Below are 19,734 nucleotides of genomic sequence, written 5' to 3' on the forward strand. Positions count from 1 at the left end.
GACATGGCGCAGCGCGGGGTGTACCAGAAGGCGTCGGGGCCGCGGTCAGTCATCCCGGCAGCACGCGGGGGCCGCCGGGATGACTGACCGCGGCCATGGACTCATGAGTCGGCCGGAGACGGTGGCCGACGGCCGGACGGCGCCGTCTCCGCCCTCCGGGGCGGTCGGCGCCGCCCGGGTTCAGCCGGTCGGCCGGGCGGTCAGCGTCCACGCCAGCGAGGAGGCGAACAGCGTGGTGCCAGCGCCGCCCCGGGGGTGGACGTGGTCGATCCACAGCAGGTCCAGGTGCGGGGCGACGGCGTCGTACCAGTCGTCCACCAGCACCTCGGGATGGTCGTGCTGGTACGTGCGCACCACCGAGTTGACGCTGTGCTGCCAGGTGAACGGCCCGCGCACCGTCATCAGCACCATGCGGCGCCCGCCGATCACCGAGCGGACGTGGTCGAGCACGTCCGGCCCGAACTCCGCGTTGGTGCCGAGCGCCAGCACCACCGTGCCCCGCAGCCGCCCCTGCGCCAGCAACTGCGCGCAGATGTCCGGCGCGTCCTCCATCATCCGGCCCACCTTGGCGTGCACGTCGATGCCGGGCAGCAGCCGGTGCAGGTCCTGGTCGGAGCCGAGCGACACCGAGTCCCCGATCAGCGTCACGTCGCCGCCGTCCACCCCGTCCACCCCGGCGTCGCCGCTCGACCCGCTCGCCGTTTCGGCCCCTGCCGCCGACGCCGACGCCGACGGGGGCGGCCCGGACCGGGACCCGGCCGACGGGGAGGGCGAGGCCGAGGGTGCCGTCGGGGCCGGGGAGCGGGGCCTGCCGTCGTCGGCCAGCCTCGCCTCGTACCGCGCTGCCGCCCGCAACTGCGACTGGAGCGCGCTCGGCGCCGACACCGGGCTGAGTACCAGCGCCGCCGCGGCCACCACCATCCCCGCGGACGCCAGCGGCACCCCGGCCGCCGGCCGCAGGCCCCGCTCGGCCAGCGTCCTGAGCCGCAGCGCCACCGGCCGCTGCACGAGCTGCCGCCCGGCCACCGCCAGCGGCAGCGGCGCCACCAGCTCCACCGCCCGGAGCGCCGCCCCCGACGCCGGCGCCAGCGCGTTCAGGGCCACCACGACCGGCCAGTGCCACAGGTACAACCCGTACGAGTGGCGGCCCAGCGCCCGCAGCGGCCGGGCGTCCAGCAGCCGCACCGGCGCCCCCACCCCGCACCCCGCACACACCGCGGTGGTCGCCACCGCCACCACCGCGAAGCCCCACCCGTACATCACCGCGTCGCTCGGCCCCAGGAACGCCACCACCGCCAGCGTGACGAGACCGGCCCGCACCACCGTCAGGCCCCGCCGGGGCAGGTGCCCGGCCACCCACGCCAGCGCGGGCAGCAGCAGTGCGGCCGCGCACCCCGCCAGCAGCGCCCCGCTGTGCGTGTCGGTCCCGAAGTACGCCCGCGCCACGCCCGAGGTGCCGTGGCCCACGACCCGCATCCGCCACAGCGACGCCGCCGCCCCCGCGGCGGCCGCCACGCCGAGCACCGCCCGCAGCGCCGGCCGCCGCCGGCCCCTGGCCAGCGGCAGCAGCACCGCCAGCAGCAGCGGCCACACCACGTAGAACTGCTCCTCCACCCCGAGCGACCACAGGTGCTGGAGCAGTGGAGGGGTGCCCAGGTGGTGGAAGTAGTCGTCGCCCTCGTGGATCTGCCACCAGTTGTTGGCGAAGCCCAGCGAGGACGCGGCGTCCCCGCGCAGGCCGTTGCCGACACCCGTGCCGTCCCCCGCCGTGAGCCGGGCGGCCACGCCGCAGGCGACCAGCACCAGCAGCAGCTCCGGCAGCAGCCGCACCGCCCGGCGGCGCCAGAAGCCGCCCAGGGCGATGCGCCCGTCACGGAGCTGCTCGGCCAGCAGCAGGTGGGTGATGAGGAAGCCGCTGATGCCGAAGAACACGTCCACGCCCACGTAGCCGCCCGGCAGCCACCCGGGGGCCACGTGATAGGTGATCACAGCGGCGACGGCCAGCGCCCGCAGCCCGTCGAGTCCGGCCAGCCGCCCCGCTCCGGCGCCGCGCTCCCGCGCGGGGCCTCGGCCGCCCCGCCCCGGGCCCGGTGCTGCCGGGTTCGGCCGGCTGCCCGCCGCCGGCCCGGGGGAGCCCCGCGGCCACGTCCGTCCGCTGTGCTTCCGGCACGGAAGACCTCCTCGTCGACGAGTCCGTGCCACACCGTAGGAAGGTCGGCACCCCGGGACGGCGGAGGCGGGACCGGATGGAGGCGCAGAGCACCCAAAATTCCCCCGATCATCTGATGAGCGATCCCTCGGACGGCGGTGCGGAGGAGCGGGGCGCCGCTGCCGAGAGTGCGGGAATGGGCGGGCGACCTCGCGCGTTGACGAAAGCGAAAATGAAAACCGTGGCAAGTAGAACGAGAGAGGGGTGGCCGCGATGGCCCGCAGCGAGCAGCGCCCGGTGGTGAAGCTCCGTTCCACCGCCGGCACCGGACACACGTACGTGACCCGCAAGAACCGGCGCAACGACCCCGACCGCCTGGAACTCCAGAAGTACGACCCGGTGGCCCGCGAGCACGTGCTCTTCCGCGAGGAGCGCTGACGCTGACCAGGGGCCCGGCCGGGCCGGACGGGCCCGACCGCCCGCTACCCACCGGGACGGTTCGACCGCCGGCGTCCCCGCCGGGTCCCCGCCTCATGCGGCGGCCCGGGGGCGGACGAGGAGAGGAGAAGACATGAGGAAGGCCATCCACCCCGAGACGCGCCTGGTCGTGTTCCGCGACAAGGCCGCCGACAGCGCGTTCCTGACCCGCTCCACCGCCACCAGCGACACCACCGTGGTGTGGGAGGACGGCAGGACGTACCCGGTGATCGACGTGCAGACCTCGTCGGCCAGCCACCCGTTCTACACGGGCAGGTCGCGCGTCCTGGACACCGCCGGCCGCGTCGAGCGCTTCGAGCGCCGCTACGGCCGCACGGCCTCCTGAAGCCGCGCCCGCACCGGGGACGCCCCGGTCGGGACCGGGGGCCCGCGGCGGGAAACCCCGCCGCGGGCCCTCCGCGCGTCCGCCCGTCCGCCTGTACAGCCCGTCCGGGCGGCGGCACGTCCGGACCGGCGGTACGGGCCGCTCCCCGCCGCCGGCCACGCCGCTGCTCCGGACCGCCGCCGGGCGCGGGCGTAGGCTGCTGAGCATGGATGCCGCCGCCACTCCCACGGGCGCGTCGCCCTCATCGACAGCCGCCGTCGCGGCACCCCGGGGCCGCGACGCCCCGGCGACCCGCACCGACGCCGCCCGGCAGGCGGAGGCGGGACTGGACGAGATCGCCCGCCTGCTGTCGGCGGGCGGCGCGGCCGTGCTGACCGGGGCGGGCCTGTCGACGGAGTCGGGCATCCCCGACTACCGCGGCGAGACGGGCCGCCGCAGGCGCGGGTCCCCGATGACCTACCAGGAGTTCACCGCCGCCGAGGAGAACCGGCGGCGCTACTGGGCCCGCAGCTTCCTCGGCTGGCCGGCGATCACCGCGGCGCGGCCGAACGCCGGCCACCGCGCCGTGGCCCGGCTCGCGGCGGCCGGCCTGGTGACGGGCGTCGTCACCCAGAACGTCGACGGACTGCACCTCGCCGCCGGCACGTCCGACGCCGTCGAACTGCACGGCAGCCTGCACCACGTCCTCTGCCTGGACTGCGGCACCAGCAGCCCCCGCACCCGCCTCCAGCACCGTCTCAGGGCCGCCAACCCGGACTTCGCCGAGGTGGCCGCGCACGTCAACGCCGACGGTGACGCCGAACTGCCCGAGGCGGCCGTCGCCGGGTTCCGCACCGCGGCCTGCGAGGCCTGCGGGACCGGGACCCTCAAACCCGACGTGGTGTTCTTCGGCGAGACAGTGCCGCCGCAGCGGGTCGCCCGCTGCTACGAACTGGTGGACGCCGCGCCCGCGCTGCTGGTGCTCGGCTCCTCGCTCACGGTCATGTCCGGGCTGCGCTTCGTCCGGCACGCGGCACGCCGCGGCAAGCCGGTGGCGGTGGTGAACCAGGGCGCGACCCGCGGCGACGGGCTCGCCTCGGCCCTGGTGAACCTGCCGCTGGGGGCGGCGCTCACCGAACTCGCGGCACGCTCGGGCGCCTGACCCCGCTGGCCGCCCCCGGGGCCTGACCCCGTCGCCCGCCCCGGGCCTGACCTTGCCCGGCCTCGGCGGCACAGCCCGCCGCCACGCGCCCGAGCGTGCCGCCGGATCGGACCCCGGTACCCGACTCGGGCCGCCGGGCGAGGAAGACGAACTCCGGCCGGTTCCGGTCCGGGGCCTCCCGGACGTCCTCCACCAGGTGCCCGTGCGCCGCCAGGCCGGCCTCGACCTCGGCCCGCTCACGGAACCCAGCGTCGAGTCCGAGGTCGGCACCTGCCCGTCCGCCGCGAACACGTACGTCCAGCGGAACGTCACCAGCGGCAGGTCGACCTCGACCAGATCCACCCAGCTCTCGACGGCGCCGACGCCGGGCACGTGCACCACCGCCGTGGACGCCGCGCGGTTCCGCTCCTCCCAGCCCCGCCGGGCCGGATCGCGGGTCTCCAAGACCAGGTACCCGCCGGGCCGCAGCGCCGCGTACATCCCGTGCAGCACCGCGTCCCAGGCCGCACGCTCCAAGGGCCTGGGCGGCGTTCCCCGTCATCGTCGCGAGGTCCACGGGCGGCGGCGGCCGCGCCGTCCCGCCCCCGGTGATCCACCGGGCCCGCTCCGCTCCGGGCTTCGCGCGGGCCACGTCGAGGGAGGCCCCGGCCCGTCCACGCCCACGACCTCGACGCCCCGGCCGGCCGGCAGCAGCACCGGCACGCCCGTCCCGCACCCGATGTCGAGCCCCCGGCGGGCGTGCTTCTTCTGGGTGATCCGCAGGTAGGCGTCCAGGTCGGCTCGGCCGGATTCGAACGGGACGTGGAGGGCGGCGGGCCGCGGCTGCCGGAAACCCTCGTTGGCCCTGCGGGCGAGGACAGGCGGGTACGGCCGCCGCGCGCAGCGGATTCCGACCCGCTGCCGGGGCCGGCGGTACGGACGCCGGACGCCGGACGCCGGACGCCGGACGCCGGACTCTCCTGTATAGCGCGAGCTGTTGGGCGCCGCGCCGTGGACCGCTCGTTCGCCGCGGTGCCCGGCCGCGCTCGGTAGGTTCGGGGAGCCGGGGCGTCGGGGCCCCGGGGTGCAGCGACGGCGGGAGGATCGGCGTGCTGGGGCAAGTGGGCGGCGAGGACCGGTGGATCAGGCGGCTGGGACCGCCCCGGGAGGGCGCGCCGCGTCTGGTGTGCTTCCCCTTCGCCGGCGGTTCGGCGGGGTACTTCCGGCCGCTGGCCGTGGAGTTGGGGCCGGACGTCGAGCTGCTGGCCGTGCAGTACCCGGGCCGCCAGGACCGCCTGCGCGAGCCCGCCCTGGACGACATCGGGTCCCTCGCGGAGCGGATCCGCGAGGCCATGGCGCCCTGGACCGACCGCCCGTACGCGTTCCTGGGCCACAGCATGGGCGCGCTCGTCGCCTTCGAGACCGCGCGCCGGATGGGCCCGAGGGCCCGTGCGCGCTGCTGGCGTCGGCGCGGTCCGCACCCTGCGTGCACCGCCCCGGCACGGTGCACCTGCGGGACGACGCCGGGCTCCTCGCGCAACTGCGCGCGCTGGGCGGGGCCGACGAGGAGGTCCTGCGCGACGCGGACCTGATGGGGCTGCTCCTGCCGGCGATCCGGGCGGACTACCGCGCCGTCGAGACCTACCGGCCCTCCGAGGTGCCGGCTGTCCTGGACGTCCCGGTGACCGCGCTGGCGGGCCGGGAGGACCCGGCGGTCGAGGTGGCCGAGATGGACGCCTGGCGCCACCACACCTCAGCCGCCTTCCGCCTGCACACCTTTCCCGGCGGCCACTTCTACCTCCACCAGCGCGTGGCCGAGGTCGCGGCGGTCGTCGCCGGAGCGCTCCCGCGTGTCGCTTTCTAGGCCGCGCCGGACCCGCCGCAGGCCAGTGGTGAAGCCGCCGGTCAGTGGTGGAACAGGCGCAGGCCCGTCCACACCAGGGTGATGCCGAGCTCCCGGCAGGCCGCCTCCACGTCTCCGGAGCGGATCGAGCCGCCCGGCTCGGCGACGCGGGTCACCCCGTGCCGGTGGGCGTGGTCGATGTTGTCGCGGAACGGCAGGAAGCCGTCCGAGGCGAAGGACACGTCGGTCAGCCGCGCCAGCCACTCCGAACGGTCCCGGGCGGTCAGCTCCGGCGCGGGCCCGGTCAGCGCGTCGGCGAACCGGGCGCTCTCGTCCGCCGTCAGATCCCCCTCGACGAAGCGGATCTGCCAGTTGATCCGGTCCTGGGCCCGCACGCCCGGCGCGAACTCCAGAGCCCGTACCGCGGGGTGGCGGCGCAGCCACCACGTGTCCGTCTTGGCGCCCGCCAGCCGGGTGCAGTCCACTCGCGACTGCTGGCCCGCGCCGATGCCCAGGGTGAGCCCGTCGCGCACGTAGCACACCGAGTTCGACTGGGTGTGGCGCAGCACCGACAGTCCCAGCAGCAGGTCTCGCACCGCCTCCGGCGGCAGCGCGCCGCCCGTGGCCACCTTCAGGACCTCCGGCGAGATCTCCACCTGGTCGCGGTCCTGCTCCAGCCGGACGCCGAAGACGTCTCTGACCTCGGTGGCCGGCGCGACGAACGCCGGGTCGGCCTCCAGCACCAGGAAGGCCCCCTTCTTCTTCCGGCTGAGCCGCTCGACCGTGCCCGGCTCGTAGCCCGGGGCGATGACCCCGTCGCACACCATCCCGGCCAGCAGCTCGGCCAGTTGGGCGTCGACCGGGTGGGACAGGGCCACGAAGTCGCCGTAGGACGACTTGGGGTCGGCGTCCCGGGCCCGCAGGTAGGCGCTGGCGATCCCGCTCAACTCCGCGCCCGCGACGCCGTGGAGGCCTGCCGTCACCTCGTCCAGTTCCCCGGCGAGAGCGGCACCGGCGGGGGAGACGTGCTTGAACGAGGCGGCCGCCGGCCGCCCCAGCGTGGCGCTCGCCTCCCTGACCAGCTGCCAGCCGTTCAGCGCGTCGAGCACGTTGATGTAGGACGGTGCTCCGTTCACCACCCGGAACGGCAGCCCGCCCGGACCGGACGGCCGCGCGGTCGCCTTCATCTGCTGCGGATTGATTCCGTATCGCATGTCCATGCCCATGGGAGCGCGCCTCTCAGCGGGTGCGGTCGGTCGGCGTCGCTGTCGGCGCCGCGCGGATACGCGATGGGGGTGGAACCCGGCCCTGACGCTCCCGGGTGACCGGGTGACCGGGCGACGTCGGGCGGCCAGGGCCGGTTGCGGGGTCACCGCAGCAGGTCCTCGGCGGCGGTGGCAGGCGGCCGGTGGGCGCCGCCGGTCCGCCGCGGTGATCATCGCGCGTACGGACGATGATCGTACCGTCCCGTCAGGCGCCCTCCCCGTCCTGCCGGGCGGCACGTGAAGGCGCCGTATCCGCCGTGCGGGCAGGGCGGCCTGACGGTTGTTCGGAACACCGTCGGCCGGGCCGCGGCCGCGCGCGGGAGGCGGCCCGGGTCCGGCGGCGGTGGTTCAGGCGTCGAGTGCCTGGACTGCGGCGTGGGCGAAGGAGTGGTCCTGCTGCGGAGCGCCGCCGCCGACGCCGAGGGAGCCGACGAGCCGGCCGTCGCGCCGCACGGGGACACCGCCGGCGATGAAGAGCAGGGGCCGGTCCAGGGCGGTGGGCAGGGTGTGGAAGGGGTTGCCGGGCTGCACGGCGTCGACGAGGTCGGCCGTGGGCGCGTTCAGCTGGAGCGCGGTGTACGCCTTGCGGGTGCTGGTCTCGCCGGCGATGAGGACGGCCCGGTCGTCGCGGCGGAAGGCGAGCAGGTGGCCGCCGGCGTCCAGGACGCTGACGGCGACGGGGACGCCGGCCGCTTCGGCGGCCGAGCGGGCCTGGTCGATCAGGAACTCGGCGTCGCCGATGCCGAGCGGGACGACGGCGGTGGCGGGCGCGGCGGAAGTGCTGGGGGCGGTCATGGTGATGGTCTCCGTGTGGTGCTGTGGCCCGCGGGCCTGGAGCCGGCGGGTGAGGGTCGGGGCGCGCCCGCGGAGCCCGCGGCGCACCGTCCGGAGGGGGCCGGTGCGCACGGGGAGCGGCCTGCGCGCTTCACGAGAGTAATTGCAAGCGCCGCCTATTTCAAACGCGCATAACGCGCTCTTGCAATCATGTGCCGCTGCCGCTGCCGCTGCCGCTGCCGCTGCCGCTGCCGCTGCCCCTGCCGCTGCCCGAGCCATGGGCCGTGCGGGGTGCCCGGCCGGGTGCCGTGCGAGGACGCCGTGCGAGGACGCCGTGCGGGCGAGTGGCGCGCCTCCGACCGAGCGTCGGCGTTTCGGCCACCGGGCCCCCGCCGGACGGCTCATGCGGCACAAGGGTCCGTGCATCCAGCAGTTTCCAGAACCCCAGTGGACCCGATGCCGGGAATCGACCGAAAGACGTGTGTTCGAAAGCCGACCCGTGTCGTTGAGCACGACGCCGCAGCCGCCATCGTCACGGGAGAGCAAGGTTGACAACGGACGAAGCACGCCATGACGCGAAGCAGAGCGCGCCGGACCCGCCGGCCGGCTCCGCGCCTCCGACCCCGGACACCGGCTCCGCGCCGCCGGCCCCGGCGCCGAGCCCGGCAGCGGGACCCCGGAGGAGGACTACGGGATCGAACTGGGCTGGGACAGCGCGGACAGGACCTTGCGCGACGCGTCGGTGGCCATGATCTCCGGGCGGCTGCCAGGGCTGCTGAAGGACGCGTTCGCGCTGGCGTGGCGGGTCGACCGCGGCACGGTGGTCGCGCTGACGGTGAGCCAGGCGGTGGCGGGCGCCCTGCAGGCGGGCGGCCTGTTGGCCACCACGCGGGCGATCGGCCTTCTGATCGGTTCGGGCGCCATCACCTCCCGGCTGCACCAGGCCCTGCCGTCGCTGCTGGGCCTGGGCGCGGTCCTGACGCTGCGAGCCCTGCTCGGGGTGGGCGTCGCGGCGCTGTCGCGGCGGGTCGCCCCCCAACTGTCGGCCGAGGCACAGTCGATGCTGCTGGCCGCCACCAGCTCGGCGGAGCTGGTCGCCTTCGAGCACGCGGGGTTCTCGGACCGGTACGACGCCGCCGACCGCGGCGCCAACGAGGCGTCCAACCTGGTCTCCGGAACCCAGGACCTGGTGGCGGCGGCCGCGTCCCTCATCGCCGCCTCGCTGGTCGTCACCGTCCTCCACCCGCTGCTGCTGCCGCTGCTCGCGCTCGGCATCGTGCCCCGCTGGATCGCACTGGTCCGCGGCCTCCACGTCGAGTACACGTCCTACCGGGCCAGTACCTCGGACCGGCGGATGATGGGCGCGCTGTCCTGGTACCTCACCGACAAGTACCCGGCCGACCAGATCCGGGCCGGTACGATGACCGGCCCGCTGACGCGGCGCTACCGGCACCACGCCGGCCTGGTGCGGGCGCGGGAGCGGGCGGCGGCCTGGCAGTCGGCGAAGGTCGCCGTGGCCGGCTCGGCCGTGTCCGGGCTGACCACGCTGCTGCTGTGGGCCGGGCTGGTACTGCTGCTGGTCGACCACCGGATGTCGCTCGCGCACGCCGGCGCGGCGGTCATCGCGCTGCAGACGGTGAGCACCGCGCTGTGGGGGATGGTCGTGGCGGCCTCCCGGCTCTACCGCACCGGCGCCTACCTCGCGGACTGGCGCTCCTTCCTCGACGAGGTCGGCGGCCACCAGATGGCCCGCGGCGCGGCGGTGCCCGCCGGCACGACGGTTTTCCGTGCCGAGGGAGTCTCCTTCACCTACCCCGGCTCCGAACGGCCGGCCCTGTCCGGTGTGGACTTCGAGGTCCGCCAGGGGGAGATCGTCGGCCTCGTCGGCATGAACGGCTCCGGCAAGACGACCCTGTCGAAACTGATGTCAGGGCTGCTGCTCGCCGACGGCGGACGCGTCACGTGGGACGGCGTCGACGTCCAGGACTTCGACCCCGGCGCGCTGTGGAAGCAGGTCTCCTACGTCCCCCAGAGCTACGCCCGCTTCCCGTTGACGTTCGAGGAGAACATCACCCTCGGCCAGCCGCACGGAGGAGGCACACGGGCCGTACTGGACGCCGCCCGCTCGGCCGGTGCCGACGTTGTCATCCCGAAGCTCAAGAACGGCCTCAACACCATGATGGCCAGGGTGTTCTGGGGCGGCAGCGACCTCTCGGGAGGCGAGTGGCAGCGGGTCGCGCTGGCCCGCGCCTTCTACCGCGAGGGCCGGCTGCTGGTGATGGACGAACCGACCAGCGCCCTCGACGCCGAAGGCGAGTACAAGATCATCACCGGGCTGCGCCGCCAGTCGCAGGGGCGGGCGACCGTGCTGGTCACCCACCGCCTGACGTGCCTGCGCCACGTGGACCGGGTCGTCGTCCTCAACACCGGGCGCGTCGTCGAACAGGGCACGCTGGACGAACTCCTCGCCCTCGACGGAGGGGAGCTGGCCGCGCTCTGGGCCCTCCAGCACAGCGACGGGCAGGCCGCCGGCGGGACGGCGCCCGGGACCACTCCTGCCGGGGCCTCCGCCGGGCCGTCCGCCGGAGCGCCGGCCGTGCCGCCTGCCGTGCCGCCTGCCGTGCCGCCTGCCGGCCCGGCCGGCGGGCCGACGGATGAGCCGTCCGTCGGCCCGGTGGACGAGCCGGCCGCCGACGACGCCGCGGAACTGGCGGCGTATCTGGCGGCCCATCCCGCCCCCGCGGCGAACGCCGACGCCCTGATCACCGACGAGCGAGGCCGGGTGCTGCTGGTCGACCCCGCCTACAAGGACGGCTGGGACCTGCCCGGCGGCATGATCGAGGACGAGGCCCCGGCCGACGGACTCCTGCGCGAAGTCCGCGAGGAACTCGGCCTCACCGTGGAGCTGGGCCGGCTGCTGGTGGTGGACACCGTGCCGCGGGAGGTCTTCGGACGCACCATGATCTCGCTCATCTACGCCGTCCGGACCCGCGAGCCGGTCGACACCGCCAGGCTGCGCCTCCAGGAGGACGAACTGTCCGCCGCGGCGTTCTTCCCGCCCGACGAGGCCGTCGCCATGCTGCCCGAACCCCTCGGGCGCCGGCTGCGCGGCGCCCTGGAGGCAGCCCGCGGCGCCCACGTCGCGGTGCTGACCGACGGCCACGCCACGCCCACCGGACCGCACGACTACTACGCCCAGGCACCGGCGCCGCTGATGGCCGCCACGGTCGTCGTCACCGACACCGCCGGCCGGGTGCTGGTCCTGGAACCGACGTACAAGGACCACCTGGAGCTGCCGGGCGGCATGGTCGAGGCGCAGGAGTCAGCCGCCGAGGGCGCCGCCCGGGAGCTGTGGGAGGAGCTCGGGCTGCGCGCACCGGTCGGCCCCGCGCGCGTGGTGGACAGCTCCGCCGCCCGAGCCCGGCACGGGCGGGCGCTGACCTGCCTGGTGTACGTGCTCGACCCGCTCACCCCGGAGGCGGTGGCGGGCCTGCGCCTCGACCCGGGCGAGATCCGCGAGGGCTTCTGGCTGAGCCGTGAGGAGGCCGGCCGGCGGCTGCCCCGCCGGCTGGCGGCCAGGCTGGACGCCGCTCTCGCGGCCCACGCGGCGGGCACCACCGTCAACCTGGCCGAGGACACCTGGAAGGAGCCGCCCTCCCCGCCGCCGGCCCCGCGCACCCCGGCGACCGGCGGCACCTCCGTCCGGCCCGAACCCGCTCCGTGACCGCCCCGCCGCGGCCCCACGGCCCCACGGCGTCGCCGCGCCCTCGGGGCCGCGGCGGGGCGGCGACCCCGCGCGCCCGGCACGGAGGGGAGCCGTGTGCCCGCTCCCACCGACCGGCACCGCCCAGCCGACCGCACCGGACAGCCGCCCCATGGCCACCTCAGACGTGACGAAGGACGTAGAAGGACGTAGAGGCACCCCCGCAGCCCCAGCGACACCCACCTGGCACCTGCTGACGAGAGGCTCCTCCATGCCACCGGCCCGATCCGCCATCCGTGACCTCGTCCACGTGTACCGCGACCGCCATCCCACGGAGCGCGACGCCCTCCAGCCGCTGCCGGCATCACTGCACATGGACCCCGGCCCTGATCCGACCTGCCGGACGACGCGGCCCGCACCCATCACGTGCGGCGCCGTCGTGGTCGACCGCGCGCTGCGCGTCCTGCACGTCGAGCCCTCAGCCGGCGGCCCGCGCCTCGCCCCCGGCGGCCGTGTCGAAACCGGCGACACCACACTCCGCCAGGCCGCACTGCGCGAGCTCCACGAGGCGACCGGCATCCCGCCCGGCGCCCTGTGCCCGCCCCGCGGCTGCTCGCCGTGCCGATCGACATCGACATCGACGACAGCGACACCCGCGCCGACGCCGCCGAAGGCGACGCCCCCCAGCAGCACTTCGCCGTCCGCTTCGTGTTCTGCCTCGCGGACACCGTGACACCCGGGGACACCGCGACCCTCGCGGACGCCGCGCCCCCGAGACCGTGCCGCGGACCGGGGAGGTCACCGGGGTCCTCTGGGCCGAACCCGGCGACCTGGCCGCGCTGATGGCGCCCCAGGACACCCGCCGAGCCCCGGCGGCCCTCGCCGCGCGAAGCCGTCCGGGCGCGGCAGCCCCGGAGAACGGACGCCCCGCGCGGAGCGGCGGCGGGTATCCCCCGGCACCACACCGACCTGCTCCGCGCCCGACCCCCCGGGCCGGCCGGTGACCACCACGCCGGTCTCCTCGCCCCGGCCCCCGAACGGCACGCCCCCGAAGCCCCCCGCGACCCTGGAGTTCCCCGTGACCGACCGGCCGTTCGACCTCCTCCACCGGGCCCGACTCGACGGTGTCGAGCGCCCTGCCGCCAGCGTCCTGCTCACCGACCGGGCCGGCGCGGTCCTGCTCGTACGCCGATCCGCGGGCACGCGGCTGGCCGGCCTGTGGGAACTGCCCGGCGGCGGCGTCGAGGCCGGCGAGGACGCCGTGTCCGCCGCCCGGCGCGAACTCGCCGAGGAGACCGGCATCACCGCCGCCCGGATCACCGCCTACCTCGGCCACGACGACTACGTGAACGCCCGGCACGTGCGCGTCCGCGAGTTCACCTTCGCCGCCGTACTCGACCAGCCGCAGCCGGTCACTCTCAGCCCGGAGCACGACGACCACCGCTGGGTCCCTCCCGGCGAGTTCACCGGCACCGCCTCCGGCACCGGCACCGCCTCCGGCACCGGCACCGCATCCGGCACCGGCACCGCATCCGGCACCGGCACTGCCTCCGGCACCGGCACCGGTGAGTTCCCCGGAAAGCTCACCGACCACGAGGCCGCCCTGATCCGCCGCCACACCGCCCCCTCCCCGGCGCCCGCCGGATACCTCCCCCTGCCCGCCTACCTGGCCACCATCCCCGCGGCCCCGGTGTGGGGCGCGATCTTCTTCACCACCGCCGACGGCCGCGCGGTGATGCTGCGCTCCGCCAACCCGGCCAAGGGCCTTCAGTACCCGGGCGGAGACGCGGAGTTCACCGACACGACACCTCTGCACACCGCGGTCCGCGAGGCGTTCGAGGAGACCGGCATCCTGCTGGCACCGGACCCGGAACGGCTGCCCCTGCTGGCCAGCGTCGTCGAGCGGCCCCGTGACGGCTGGCCGATGAAGACCGGCTTCGTCCACTGGGGCGGAGCGCTGACCGAGCGGCAGATCGCGGACATCCGCCTGGACCCGCGCGAGCACGACGCCGTCGTCACCTGCTCCCCGGCGGACCTTCGCCGTCACGCCGGCCCCCACCGCGCCGCGCTGACCCTCGCCGTCCTGGACGCGGTGCGCACCGGCGTCCCCGCCCACATCGTCCGGTGACCCGAGGCCGTACGGCAGAGTACGCGGCGTAGGCCGGCCCCGCAGCGGCGGTCGGCACCGGCACTTCGAGAGGAACACCCCATGGATCTCCGACTGGACGGACGGCGGGCCGTGGTCACCGGCGGGAGCAGGGGCATCGGGCTGGCCGTCGCGAAGGCGCTGGCCGCGGAGGGGGCCAGGGTGGCGCTGGTCGCCCGGGGACAGGAGGCGCTGGAGGCCGCGGTGGCGGAGGTTCCCGGTGCGGTGGCGGTGAGCGCGGACACCGGGGACGACGCGTCGGTGGCGGCCATGGCGCGGCGGGTGGAGGAGCTTCTGGGCGGGGTGGACATCCTCGTCAACGCGGCCGCCACACCCAGCTCCGGACGGTTCGAGGAGAGCGAGCTGGAGGCCGAGGTCAACGTCAAGGTACGCGGCTACCTGCGCACCGCCCGGGCGTTCGCCCCGGGCATGACCGCCGCGGGCTGGGGCCGGATCATCAACATCAGCGGCCTGGCGGCCCGGCAGAGCGGTTCGCTCGTCGGTTCGGTGCGCAACGTGGCGGTGGCGGCGCTGACCAAGAGCCTCGCCGACGAACTCGGCCCGCACGGGGTCAACGTGGTCGTCGTCCACCCGGGCCTGACCCGTACGGAGAAGACCCCCAGGACACTCGCCGCCATGGCGGCCGCCCGGGGGGTGGAACCGGACGAGGTCGAGCGGGCCGCGGCAGCCGGCATCTCCATCGGCCGACTCGTCACCGCGGAGGAGGTCGCCTCGGTGGTGGCCTTCCTGGCCAGCCCGCTCAGCGTGGCGATCAACGGCGACGCGATCGCCGCCGGCGGAGGTGCGAAGGGGGCCATCCACTACTGACCGGCGCCATCAACTACTGGCCACAGGACACCTCCAGGACACCGGGCGTACGGCTCCCGGCGGCGGCCGGTGACCGGTGGCCGGTAGCCGGGCGATCCCGGCGGGCCCGCGCGCCGCAGGGGCCGACACCGTTCGGGCGCTGCGGCGCGGTTCGGCGCAGGCCCCCTGACCCGGACGGTGGGCCGGCGCGCGGCTGCGACCCGCCGCCCGCCGAGCATGCGGGGCTGCCGCGCCGTGGGCAAAGTCGGCTGGACGCGGGGGCGTTCAGCGGCACGGGCAGGGTGGCAGTACCCTCGTGACCTCACACGCCTCGTCGCCGCGTACTCCCCGTAGCGGCGCCCACCCGGCGGAGGCGGGCGTGCGAGCTCCCGGCGGTTCGGCCCGGCCGTCGGCGGTACCGGGAACGGCATGGGGGACGGGCCTACCACAGGAACTTCCGCACAACTGTGCGGCGCGAGGGGCGGATCAGGTGGACGAGCACGACGGCACTGGCATATCCGGTGACGACCACGGAACGGCGGAGGCTGAGGCCCAGCCGACCGCACAGCGGCACAGGGGCCCGGCGGACGCCGCCGCGGCCCGCGAGGACGCGGCAGCGCCCGCTGAGGGCGGACGACCGGCGCGGCCGGTCCCGCCGGGGAACGCGGACCCGCGGGCCGTACCCGGGGAGCCGGCATCGCCGACACGGCGTCAGGGACGGGGCACCGTCGGTTCGGCGCCGACCGGACCCGCTGTCACCCCGGGGGAGTCCCCCGTAGCGGCGGGGGAGACCGCGGAGCCCGCGGCCGAAGGCGAGGAGGCGGCGCGGCCGAGCGCGGCCGACCCGAGCACGGCGGGCACAGGGACGGGCACGGCGCCGGATGCGGGTACGACTGCCGCACAGGGGAGTTCGTCCGGTCCCGGAGGGGCGCGTGCGGCAGGGACACCCGTGACGGCCGGTCAGCCCGGCGGGTCGGGCACGCCGGTGACGCCCGACGGCCAGGCAGGCCGGGAGGCCGCTCCGGCCCCCACCGATGCGTCCCCCGAGGCGGGGGAGCCTGAGGCGACCGCACCCGGACCGACGGCGCCGGCGCGGCCGAAGAGGCCGGCGAAGCGCGCCACAACCGGGAAGCCGGCCGCCTCCGCGTCGGCCGCCAGGCCGGTGAAGAGCACCCCCGCCGCGGCAGCCGCCCCCGCTGCGAAGCCCGTCGAGGCGAGTGCTCCGGCCCAGCCCGCGGCGCCCGCGGCCCCCGCCGGAGTCGATGCGAAGCCGCAGCCGGCGGCCGGCGCCTCGGCCGCTGTCCCGGTGGCCGAGGAAGGAGCCGCGTCGGCGGAGCCGGTGGCCGAGCCCGCGGCCGCCCCGTCCGAGGCCCGGATCGCCCCGCCCGCCGGGACGGCCGCCGCCAAGGCCGGGACTGCCGGCGGGACCACCGCCGCGGCGCAACCCGCCGAGCCCGACACGGCCGAGACAGTGGACGAGGCCGATGCGGCCCAGTCCGCCGCCTCCGAGTCGGCCGCCGCGTCCGACGGAGCCCCCTCCGACGGAGCCGCCTCCGAGGAAGCGCAGCCCGTCGAGCCCGCTGCCGAGGGGACACCGTCGGAGCATTCGGAGCATTCGGCCGAAGCCGCCCCCGACCCCGCTGCGTCCCAGCTTCCGCCCCCCGTGGCCCGCTTGGCCTTGGCGGGACGGGGCGGGGCGCCGACGGACGGTCCCGGCGGCGGCTCGGGGGACGGGGACGGCGACGGCGGCGGTCGGCGGTGGAGCCGCCGCCGAACGGTCGCGGTGTCGGCCGGTGCCGGGGCCGTGGTCGTCGCGATCGTGCTCGGGATCACAGCTGTGACCTCAGGAAACGGGCAGGGAAGTGCCGCCGCGGAGCCCTCCGCGGCGGCGACGAAGGACCGGGCCGCCGTCCAGCCCACCACCAGCACCCCGGACAGCCCCGCTGCGTCGCCCTCCGCGACCACCTCGTCGCCGGCCGTCCCGACCACGCCCGCCGCCACGAGCGCGGCGCCCACCACGTCGAGCGCGTCCGTGCCCGACAGCCCGACGAGCGCTCCGGCGCAGCCGGCCACCACCGCGCCGGCCACCACCGCACCGGCCACCACGCCCCCGGCGAGTCCGACGGCCAGTCCTGGACCCGGGACCGGACCGCGGGTCTCCTCCGTCGCCGTGACCGGCATCACCTGCGCCAGGGGCGCGAGCCACAAGGCGGTCGCGACCGTCGTGGTGCGCTACGACGGAAGCGCCGCGGGGACCCTGCGGCTCACCTGGTGGCGCGGCGCCACCCGGAACCCGCAGGGCGCTGCCACGACGGCTCAGCAGACCGCGACGTTCCCCAAGGGCGCGACAAGCTACACCCTCACCGACACGTACACCTTCACCTCCGGCGTCGGCCGCACGTACGTCGGCCTGACCGTCTCCAGCGCCCCGGCCGCCGCCGCCGGCGAGAGCTCCATGGCCGTCGACTGCCGTTGACGCGGGCGGGCACGGTGTGAGGCCGTGCCCCACAGGGGGCGCCCTGCCCGTCGCCGCAACGGCGCCGGCAGAACGGCAGGGCGCCCCCCTGGCCTCCGTACCGCTCGCTGAGGAGGCCAGGAGGGCCGAAGTGAACCCGGTGCCAAGGCGGACGCGCCTCGCGTCTGCGACCGTGTGAATATCTGGTGCCGCGAGGGGAGAAATATTCGCCTGCGCGGCAGGGTTTTCGCGGGCGCTCCGCGAAAAAAGTCAAGCCGTCGCCCCGCATGCCGGCCCGCACTGTGCTAGCGTTGGTACCAGTTGCAGTTGTGGTTCCCATGAGCTTCAAGTGCCCTCGCTGAGCTTTCTGTCCCAGCGGGAGCATTTTTGTTTTCCCGGTTGTTTCCGGATGGGGTGATCATCACGGCGACGCTGCGCCCGCATGGTGCGGGTGCAGGGCACCGCCCCGAAGGAGATACAACATGGCTACTGGCACCGTGAAGTGGTTCAACGCGGAAAAGGGCTTCGGCTTCATCGAGCAGGACGGTGGCGGCGCTGACGTGTTCGCCCACTACTCGAACATCGCCACCCAGGGCTTCCGCGAGCTTCAGGAAGGCCAGAAGGTGAGCTTCGACGTCACCCAGGGCCAGAAGGGCCCGCAGGCGGAGAACATCGTTCCGGCCTGACGCTTGACGCGTACAACGTGAGCTGGGGCCCGCACCTGAAGGGTGCGGGCCCCAGCTTGTGTGTTTCATCGAGTTCCTCCCGCAACAGCCTCCGCCTGCGGCAACGGCCTCGCGGACGGCGGGAGCCGGTCCGTACGGACGGCATTTCGCTCCGGCGTGTCGCGACACGGCAAGGCCACTCCGGTCCTTCGGCCCGATATTCGAATCCCGTCGGCCGGGAGCTGCGCTTGCCGGCGCAAATGGGAAGGCGCGTTCTTCCCTGTTTCGTTTTTTTCTTCGGCTCGTACTTGCGACTCTCTGTGCGGCTCACCGCTGCCGGAAACTCCTCGATACGTGCCCGCATCGAGGAAGGTTCTGCATGAACCGCACCACTCGCACGAACGACCGCTACTCCCGCACCGGCGGCTCCGCCGGCTCGGCCGGCTCCTCAAGGGGCGGCGGGTTCCGTTCGCGGTCCTCGCGCCCCTCGGGCGGCGGCCGCTCCGGTGCCTCCGGCCGTTCCGGCGGCGGCAACGGGCGTCGCCCCGCGCAGCAGGGGGAGTTCGCGCTGCCGGTGACCGTCACGCCGGCGCTTCCCGCGGTCGCGGCGTTCAGCGATCTCGACATGCCCGCCCCGCTGCTGGCGGCACTCAGCGCCCAGGGTGTGGCTGAGCCGTTCCCGATCCAGGCGGCGACCCTCCCGAACACGCTGGCCGGCCGGGACGTGCTGGGCAGGGGCCGTACCGGTTCCGGCAAGACGCTCGCCTTCGGCCTGGCGCTCCTGGCCCGTACCGCCGGCCGCCGCGCCGAGCCCCGGCAGCCGCTGGCCCTGGTCCTCGTGCCCACCCGGGAACTGGCCCAGCAGGTCACCGACGCGCTCACCCCCTACGCCCGGCCGCTGGGGCTGCGGATGGCCACGGTGGTCGGCGGCATGTCGATCAACCGGCAGGCCGGAGCCCTGCGCGGGGGCGCCGAGGTCGTCGTCGCCACCCCCGGACGGCTCAAGGACCTCATCGAACGCGGCGACTGCCGCCTGGGCCAGGTCGACATCACCGTGCTGGACGAGGCCGACCAGATGGCCGACATGGGCTTCATGCCGCAGGTCACCGAACTCCTCGACCAGGTGCGCCAGGGCGGCCAGCGCATGCTGTTCTCCGCCACCCTGGACCGCAACGTCGACCTGCTGGTGCGCCGCTACCTGACCGACCCGGTGGTCCACTCGGTCGACCCCTCCGTGGCGACGGTCACGACGATGGAACACCACGTGCTGCACGTCAACGTCGCCGACAAGCACGCCACCACCATCGAGATCGGCGCGCGCGACGGCCGGGTGATCATGTTCCTGGACACCAAGCACGCGGTCGACCGGCTGACCAAGGACCTCCTGCGCAGCGGTGTGCGGGCCGCGGCGCTGCACGGCGGCAAGTCCCAGCCCCAGCGGACCCGTACCCTCGAACAGTTCAAGACCGGGCACGTCACCGCGCTGGTGGCCACGAACGTCGCCGCCCGCGGCATCCACGTCGACAACCTCGACCTGGTGGTCAACGTCGATCCGCCGAGCGACCACAAGGACTACCTGCACCGCGGCGGCCGGACCGCCCGGGCCGGCGAGTCCGGCAGCGTCGTGACCCTGGTGCTGCCCAACCAGCGGCGTGACATGACCCGCCTGATGGCCGACGCGGGCATCACGCCGCAGACCACGCAGGTGCGCTCCGGGGAGGCGGAACTGACCCGCATCACCGGCGCCCAGGCACCGTCGGGCGTCCCCGTCACCATCGCCGCGCCCCCGGTCGCGGAGCGCCCGAAGCGCCGGTCCTCGTCCTCGTCCCGCGGCCGTCGCAGCGGCAGCGCCCAGGCGCGACGGGCCGCCGGCACCCCGCGGACGACGCCCGGCTCCTCCGGTCGGCAGTCCTCCCCCCGCACCTCCGCCTGAGCGGCGGGCCACAGGCCCATCCGACTCGGCCCCCCGCGGTCAACGGCTCCC

Annotated in this window: 14 protein-coding genes and 3 pseudogenes; 12 read left to right on the forward strand and 5 right to left on the reverse strand. The window is 75.6% G+C overall.

Annotation, left to right across the window (positions count from 1 at the left end):
- Positions 1-180: 180 nt before the first annotated feature.
- Positions 181-2,484, reverse strand: a complete 2,304-nt coding sequence (locus tag BS72_RS31420) for an acyltransferase family protein (RefSeq protein WP_322942576.1) — start codon at positions 2,482-2,484, stop codon at positions 181-183.
- Between BS72_RS31420 and rpmG the strand changes: the two genes are divergently transcribed.
- The 3 genes from rpmG to BS72_RS31430 all read left to right on the forward strand — a co-directional run bounded on the left by rpmG (position 2,423) and on the right by BS72_RS31430 (position 4,113).
- Complete coding sequence (rpmG, locus tag BS72_RS32940; RefSeq protein ID WP_051952084.1) at positions 2,423-2,587, forward strand: 50S ribosomal protein L33; 165 nt, start codon at positions 2,423-2,425, stop codon at positions 2,585-2,587. The genes BS72_RS31420 and rpmG overlap by 62 nt on opposite strands.
- A gap of 133 nt (positions 2,588-2,720) precedes the next feature.
- Positions 2,721-2,972: a type B 50S ribosomal protein L31 gene (locus BS72_RS31425; RefSeq protein WP_037915370.1), complete on the forward strand. Its 252-nt coding sequence runs from the start codon at positions 2,721-2,723 to the stop codon at positions 2,970-2,972.
- Positions 2,973-3,177: 205 nt separating this feature from the next.
- Positions 3,178-4,113 carry an NAD-dependent protein deacetylase gene (locus BS72_RS31430; RefSeq protein WP_078901786.1) on the forward strand — a complete coding sequence of 312 codons (936 nt, stop codon included), beginning with the start codon at positions 3,178-3,180 and terminating at the stop codon, positions 4,111-4,113.
- A 127-nt stretch (positions 4,114-4,240) separates the two neighbouring features.
- Here the strand turns inward: BS72_RS31430 and BS72_RS39025 are convergent.
- Positions 4,241-5,001 (reverse strand): annotated as a pseudogene (locus BS72_RS39025) (class I SAM-dependent methyltransferase); the annotation flags it as partial.
- A 326-nt stretch (positions 5,002-5,327) separates the two neighbouring features.
- Between BS72_RS39025 and BS72_RS31440 the strand changes: the two are divergent.
- Positions 5,328-5,956, forward strand: a pseudogene (locus BS72_RS31440) (thioesterase II family protein).
- Between the two features lie 41 nt (positions 5,957-5,997).
- Here BS72_RS31440 and BS72_RS31445 read toward each other — a convergent pair.
- Both BS72_RS31445 and BS72_RS31450 read right to left on the reverse strand, forming a co-directional pair.
- Entirely contained in the window at positions 5,998-7,149 is a 1,152-nt protein-coding gene (locus BS72_RS31445) for a phosphoribosylaminoimidazolecarboxamide formyltransferase (protein ID WP_198545987.1), read from the reverse strand.
- Between the two features lie 399 nt (positions 7,150-7,548).
- Entirely contained in the window at positions 7,549-7,995 is a 447-nt protein-coding gene (locus tag BS72_RS31450; protein ID WP_037918613.1) for a GlcG/HbpS family heme-binding protein, read from the reverse strand.
- Between the two features lie 706 nt (positions 7,996-8,701).
- Here BS72_RS31450 and BS72_RS32945 point away from each other — a divergent pair.
- From BS72_RS32945 to BS72_RS31475, 5 genes and pseudogenes are all read left to right on the forward strand, one after another.
- A complete protein-coding gene (locus tag BS72_RS32945) occupies positions 8,702-11,698 on the forward strand; it encodes an NUDIX domain-containing protein (RefSeq protein ID WP_157856375.1) in 2,997 nt (998 codons plus the stop codon).
- Between the two features lie 352 nt (positions 11,699-12,050).
- Positions 12,051-12,233: pseudogene (locus BS72_RS40125) on the forward strand (NUDIX hydrolase); the annotation flags it as partial.
- Positions 12,234-12,271: 38 nt separating this feature from the next.
- A complete protein-coding gene (locus tag BS72_RS39030) occupies positions 12,272-12,520 on the forward strand; it encodes a hypothetical protein (protein WP_037915375.1) in 249 nt (82 codons plus the stop codon).
- Positions 12,521-12,755: 235 nt separating this feature from the next.
- Positions 12,756-13,805 (forward strand): NUDIX domain-containing protein, encoded by a 1,050-nt coding sequence (locus BS72_RS39705; RefSeq protein WP_157856378.1) that lies wholly within the window; start codon positions 12,756-12,758, stop codon positions 13,803-13,805.
- 81 nt (positions 13,806-13,886) lie between these two features.
- Positions 13,887-14,651 (forward strand): SDR family NAD(P)-dependent oxidoreductase, encoded by a 765-nt coding sequence (locus BS72_RS31475; protein WP_037915378.1) that lies wholly within the window; start codon positions 13,887-13,889, stop codon positions 14,649-14,651.
- Positions 14,652-15,590: 939 nt separating this feature from the next.
- Here the strand turns inward: BS72_RS31475 and BS72_RS36925 are convergent.
- Positions 15,591-16,811: a hypothetical protein gene (locus BS72_RS36925; RefSeq protein WP_157856379.1), complete on the reverse strand. Its 1,221-nt coding sequence runs from the start codon at positions 16,809-16,811 to the stop codon at positions 15,591-15,593.
- Here BS72_RS36925 and BS72_RS36930 point away from each other — a divergent pair.
- The 3 genes from BS72_RS36930 to BS72_RS31500 all read left to right on the forward strand — a co-directional run bounded on the left by BS72_RS36930 (position 16,801) and on the right by BS72_RS31500 (position 19,683).
- A complete protein-coding gene (locus BS72_RS36930; protein WP_037915387.1) occupies positions 16,801-17,106 on the forward strand; it encodes a hypothetical protein in 306 nt (101 codons plus the stop codon). The genes BS72_RS36925 and BS72_RS36930 overlap by 11 nt on opposite strands.
- Positions 17,107-17,567: 461 nt before the next feature.
- Positions 17,568-17,771, forward strand: coding sequence for a cold-shock protein (locus tag BS72_RS31495; RefSeq protein ID WP_037915390.1), 204 nt, complete (start codon positions 17,568-17,570; stop codon positions 17,769-17,771).
- Positions 17,772-18,129: 358 nt separating this feature from the next.
- Positions 18,130-19,683: a DEAD/DEAH box helicase gene (locus BS72_RS31500; RefSeq protein WP_037915392.1), complete on the forward strand. Its 1,554-nt coding sequence runs from the start codon at positions 18,130-18,132 to the stop codon at positions 19,681-19,683.
- The last annotated feature ends 51 nt before the right edge of the window (positions 19,684-19,734 follow it).

Origin of the sequence: Actinacidiphila yeochonensis CN732 (assembly GCF_000745345.1) — a bacterium.
GTDB classification, from domain to species: Bacteria; Actinomycetota; Actinomycetes; order Streptomycetales; family Streptomycetaceae; genus Actinacidiphila; species Actinacidiphila yeochonensis.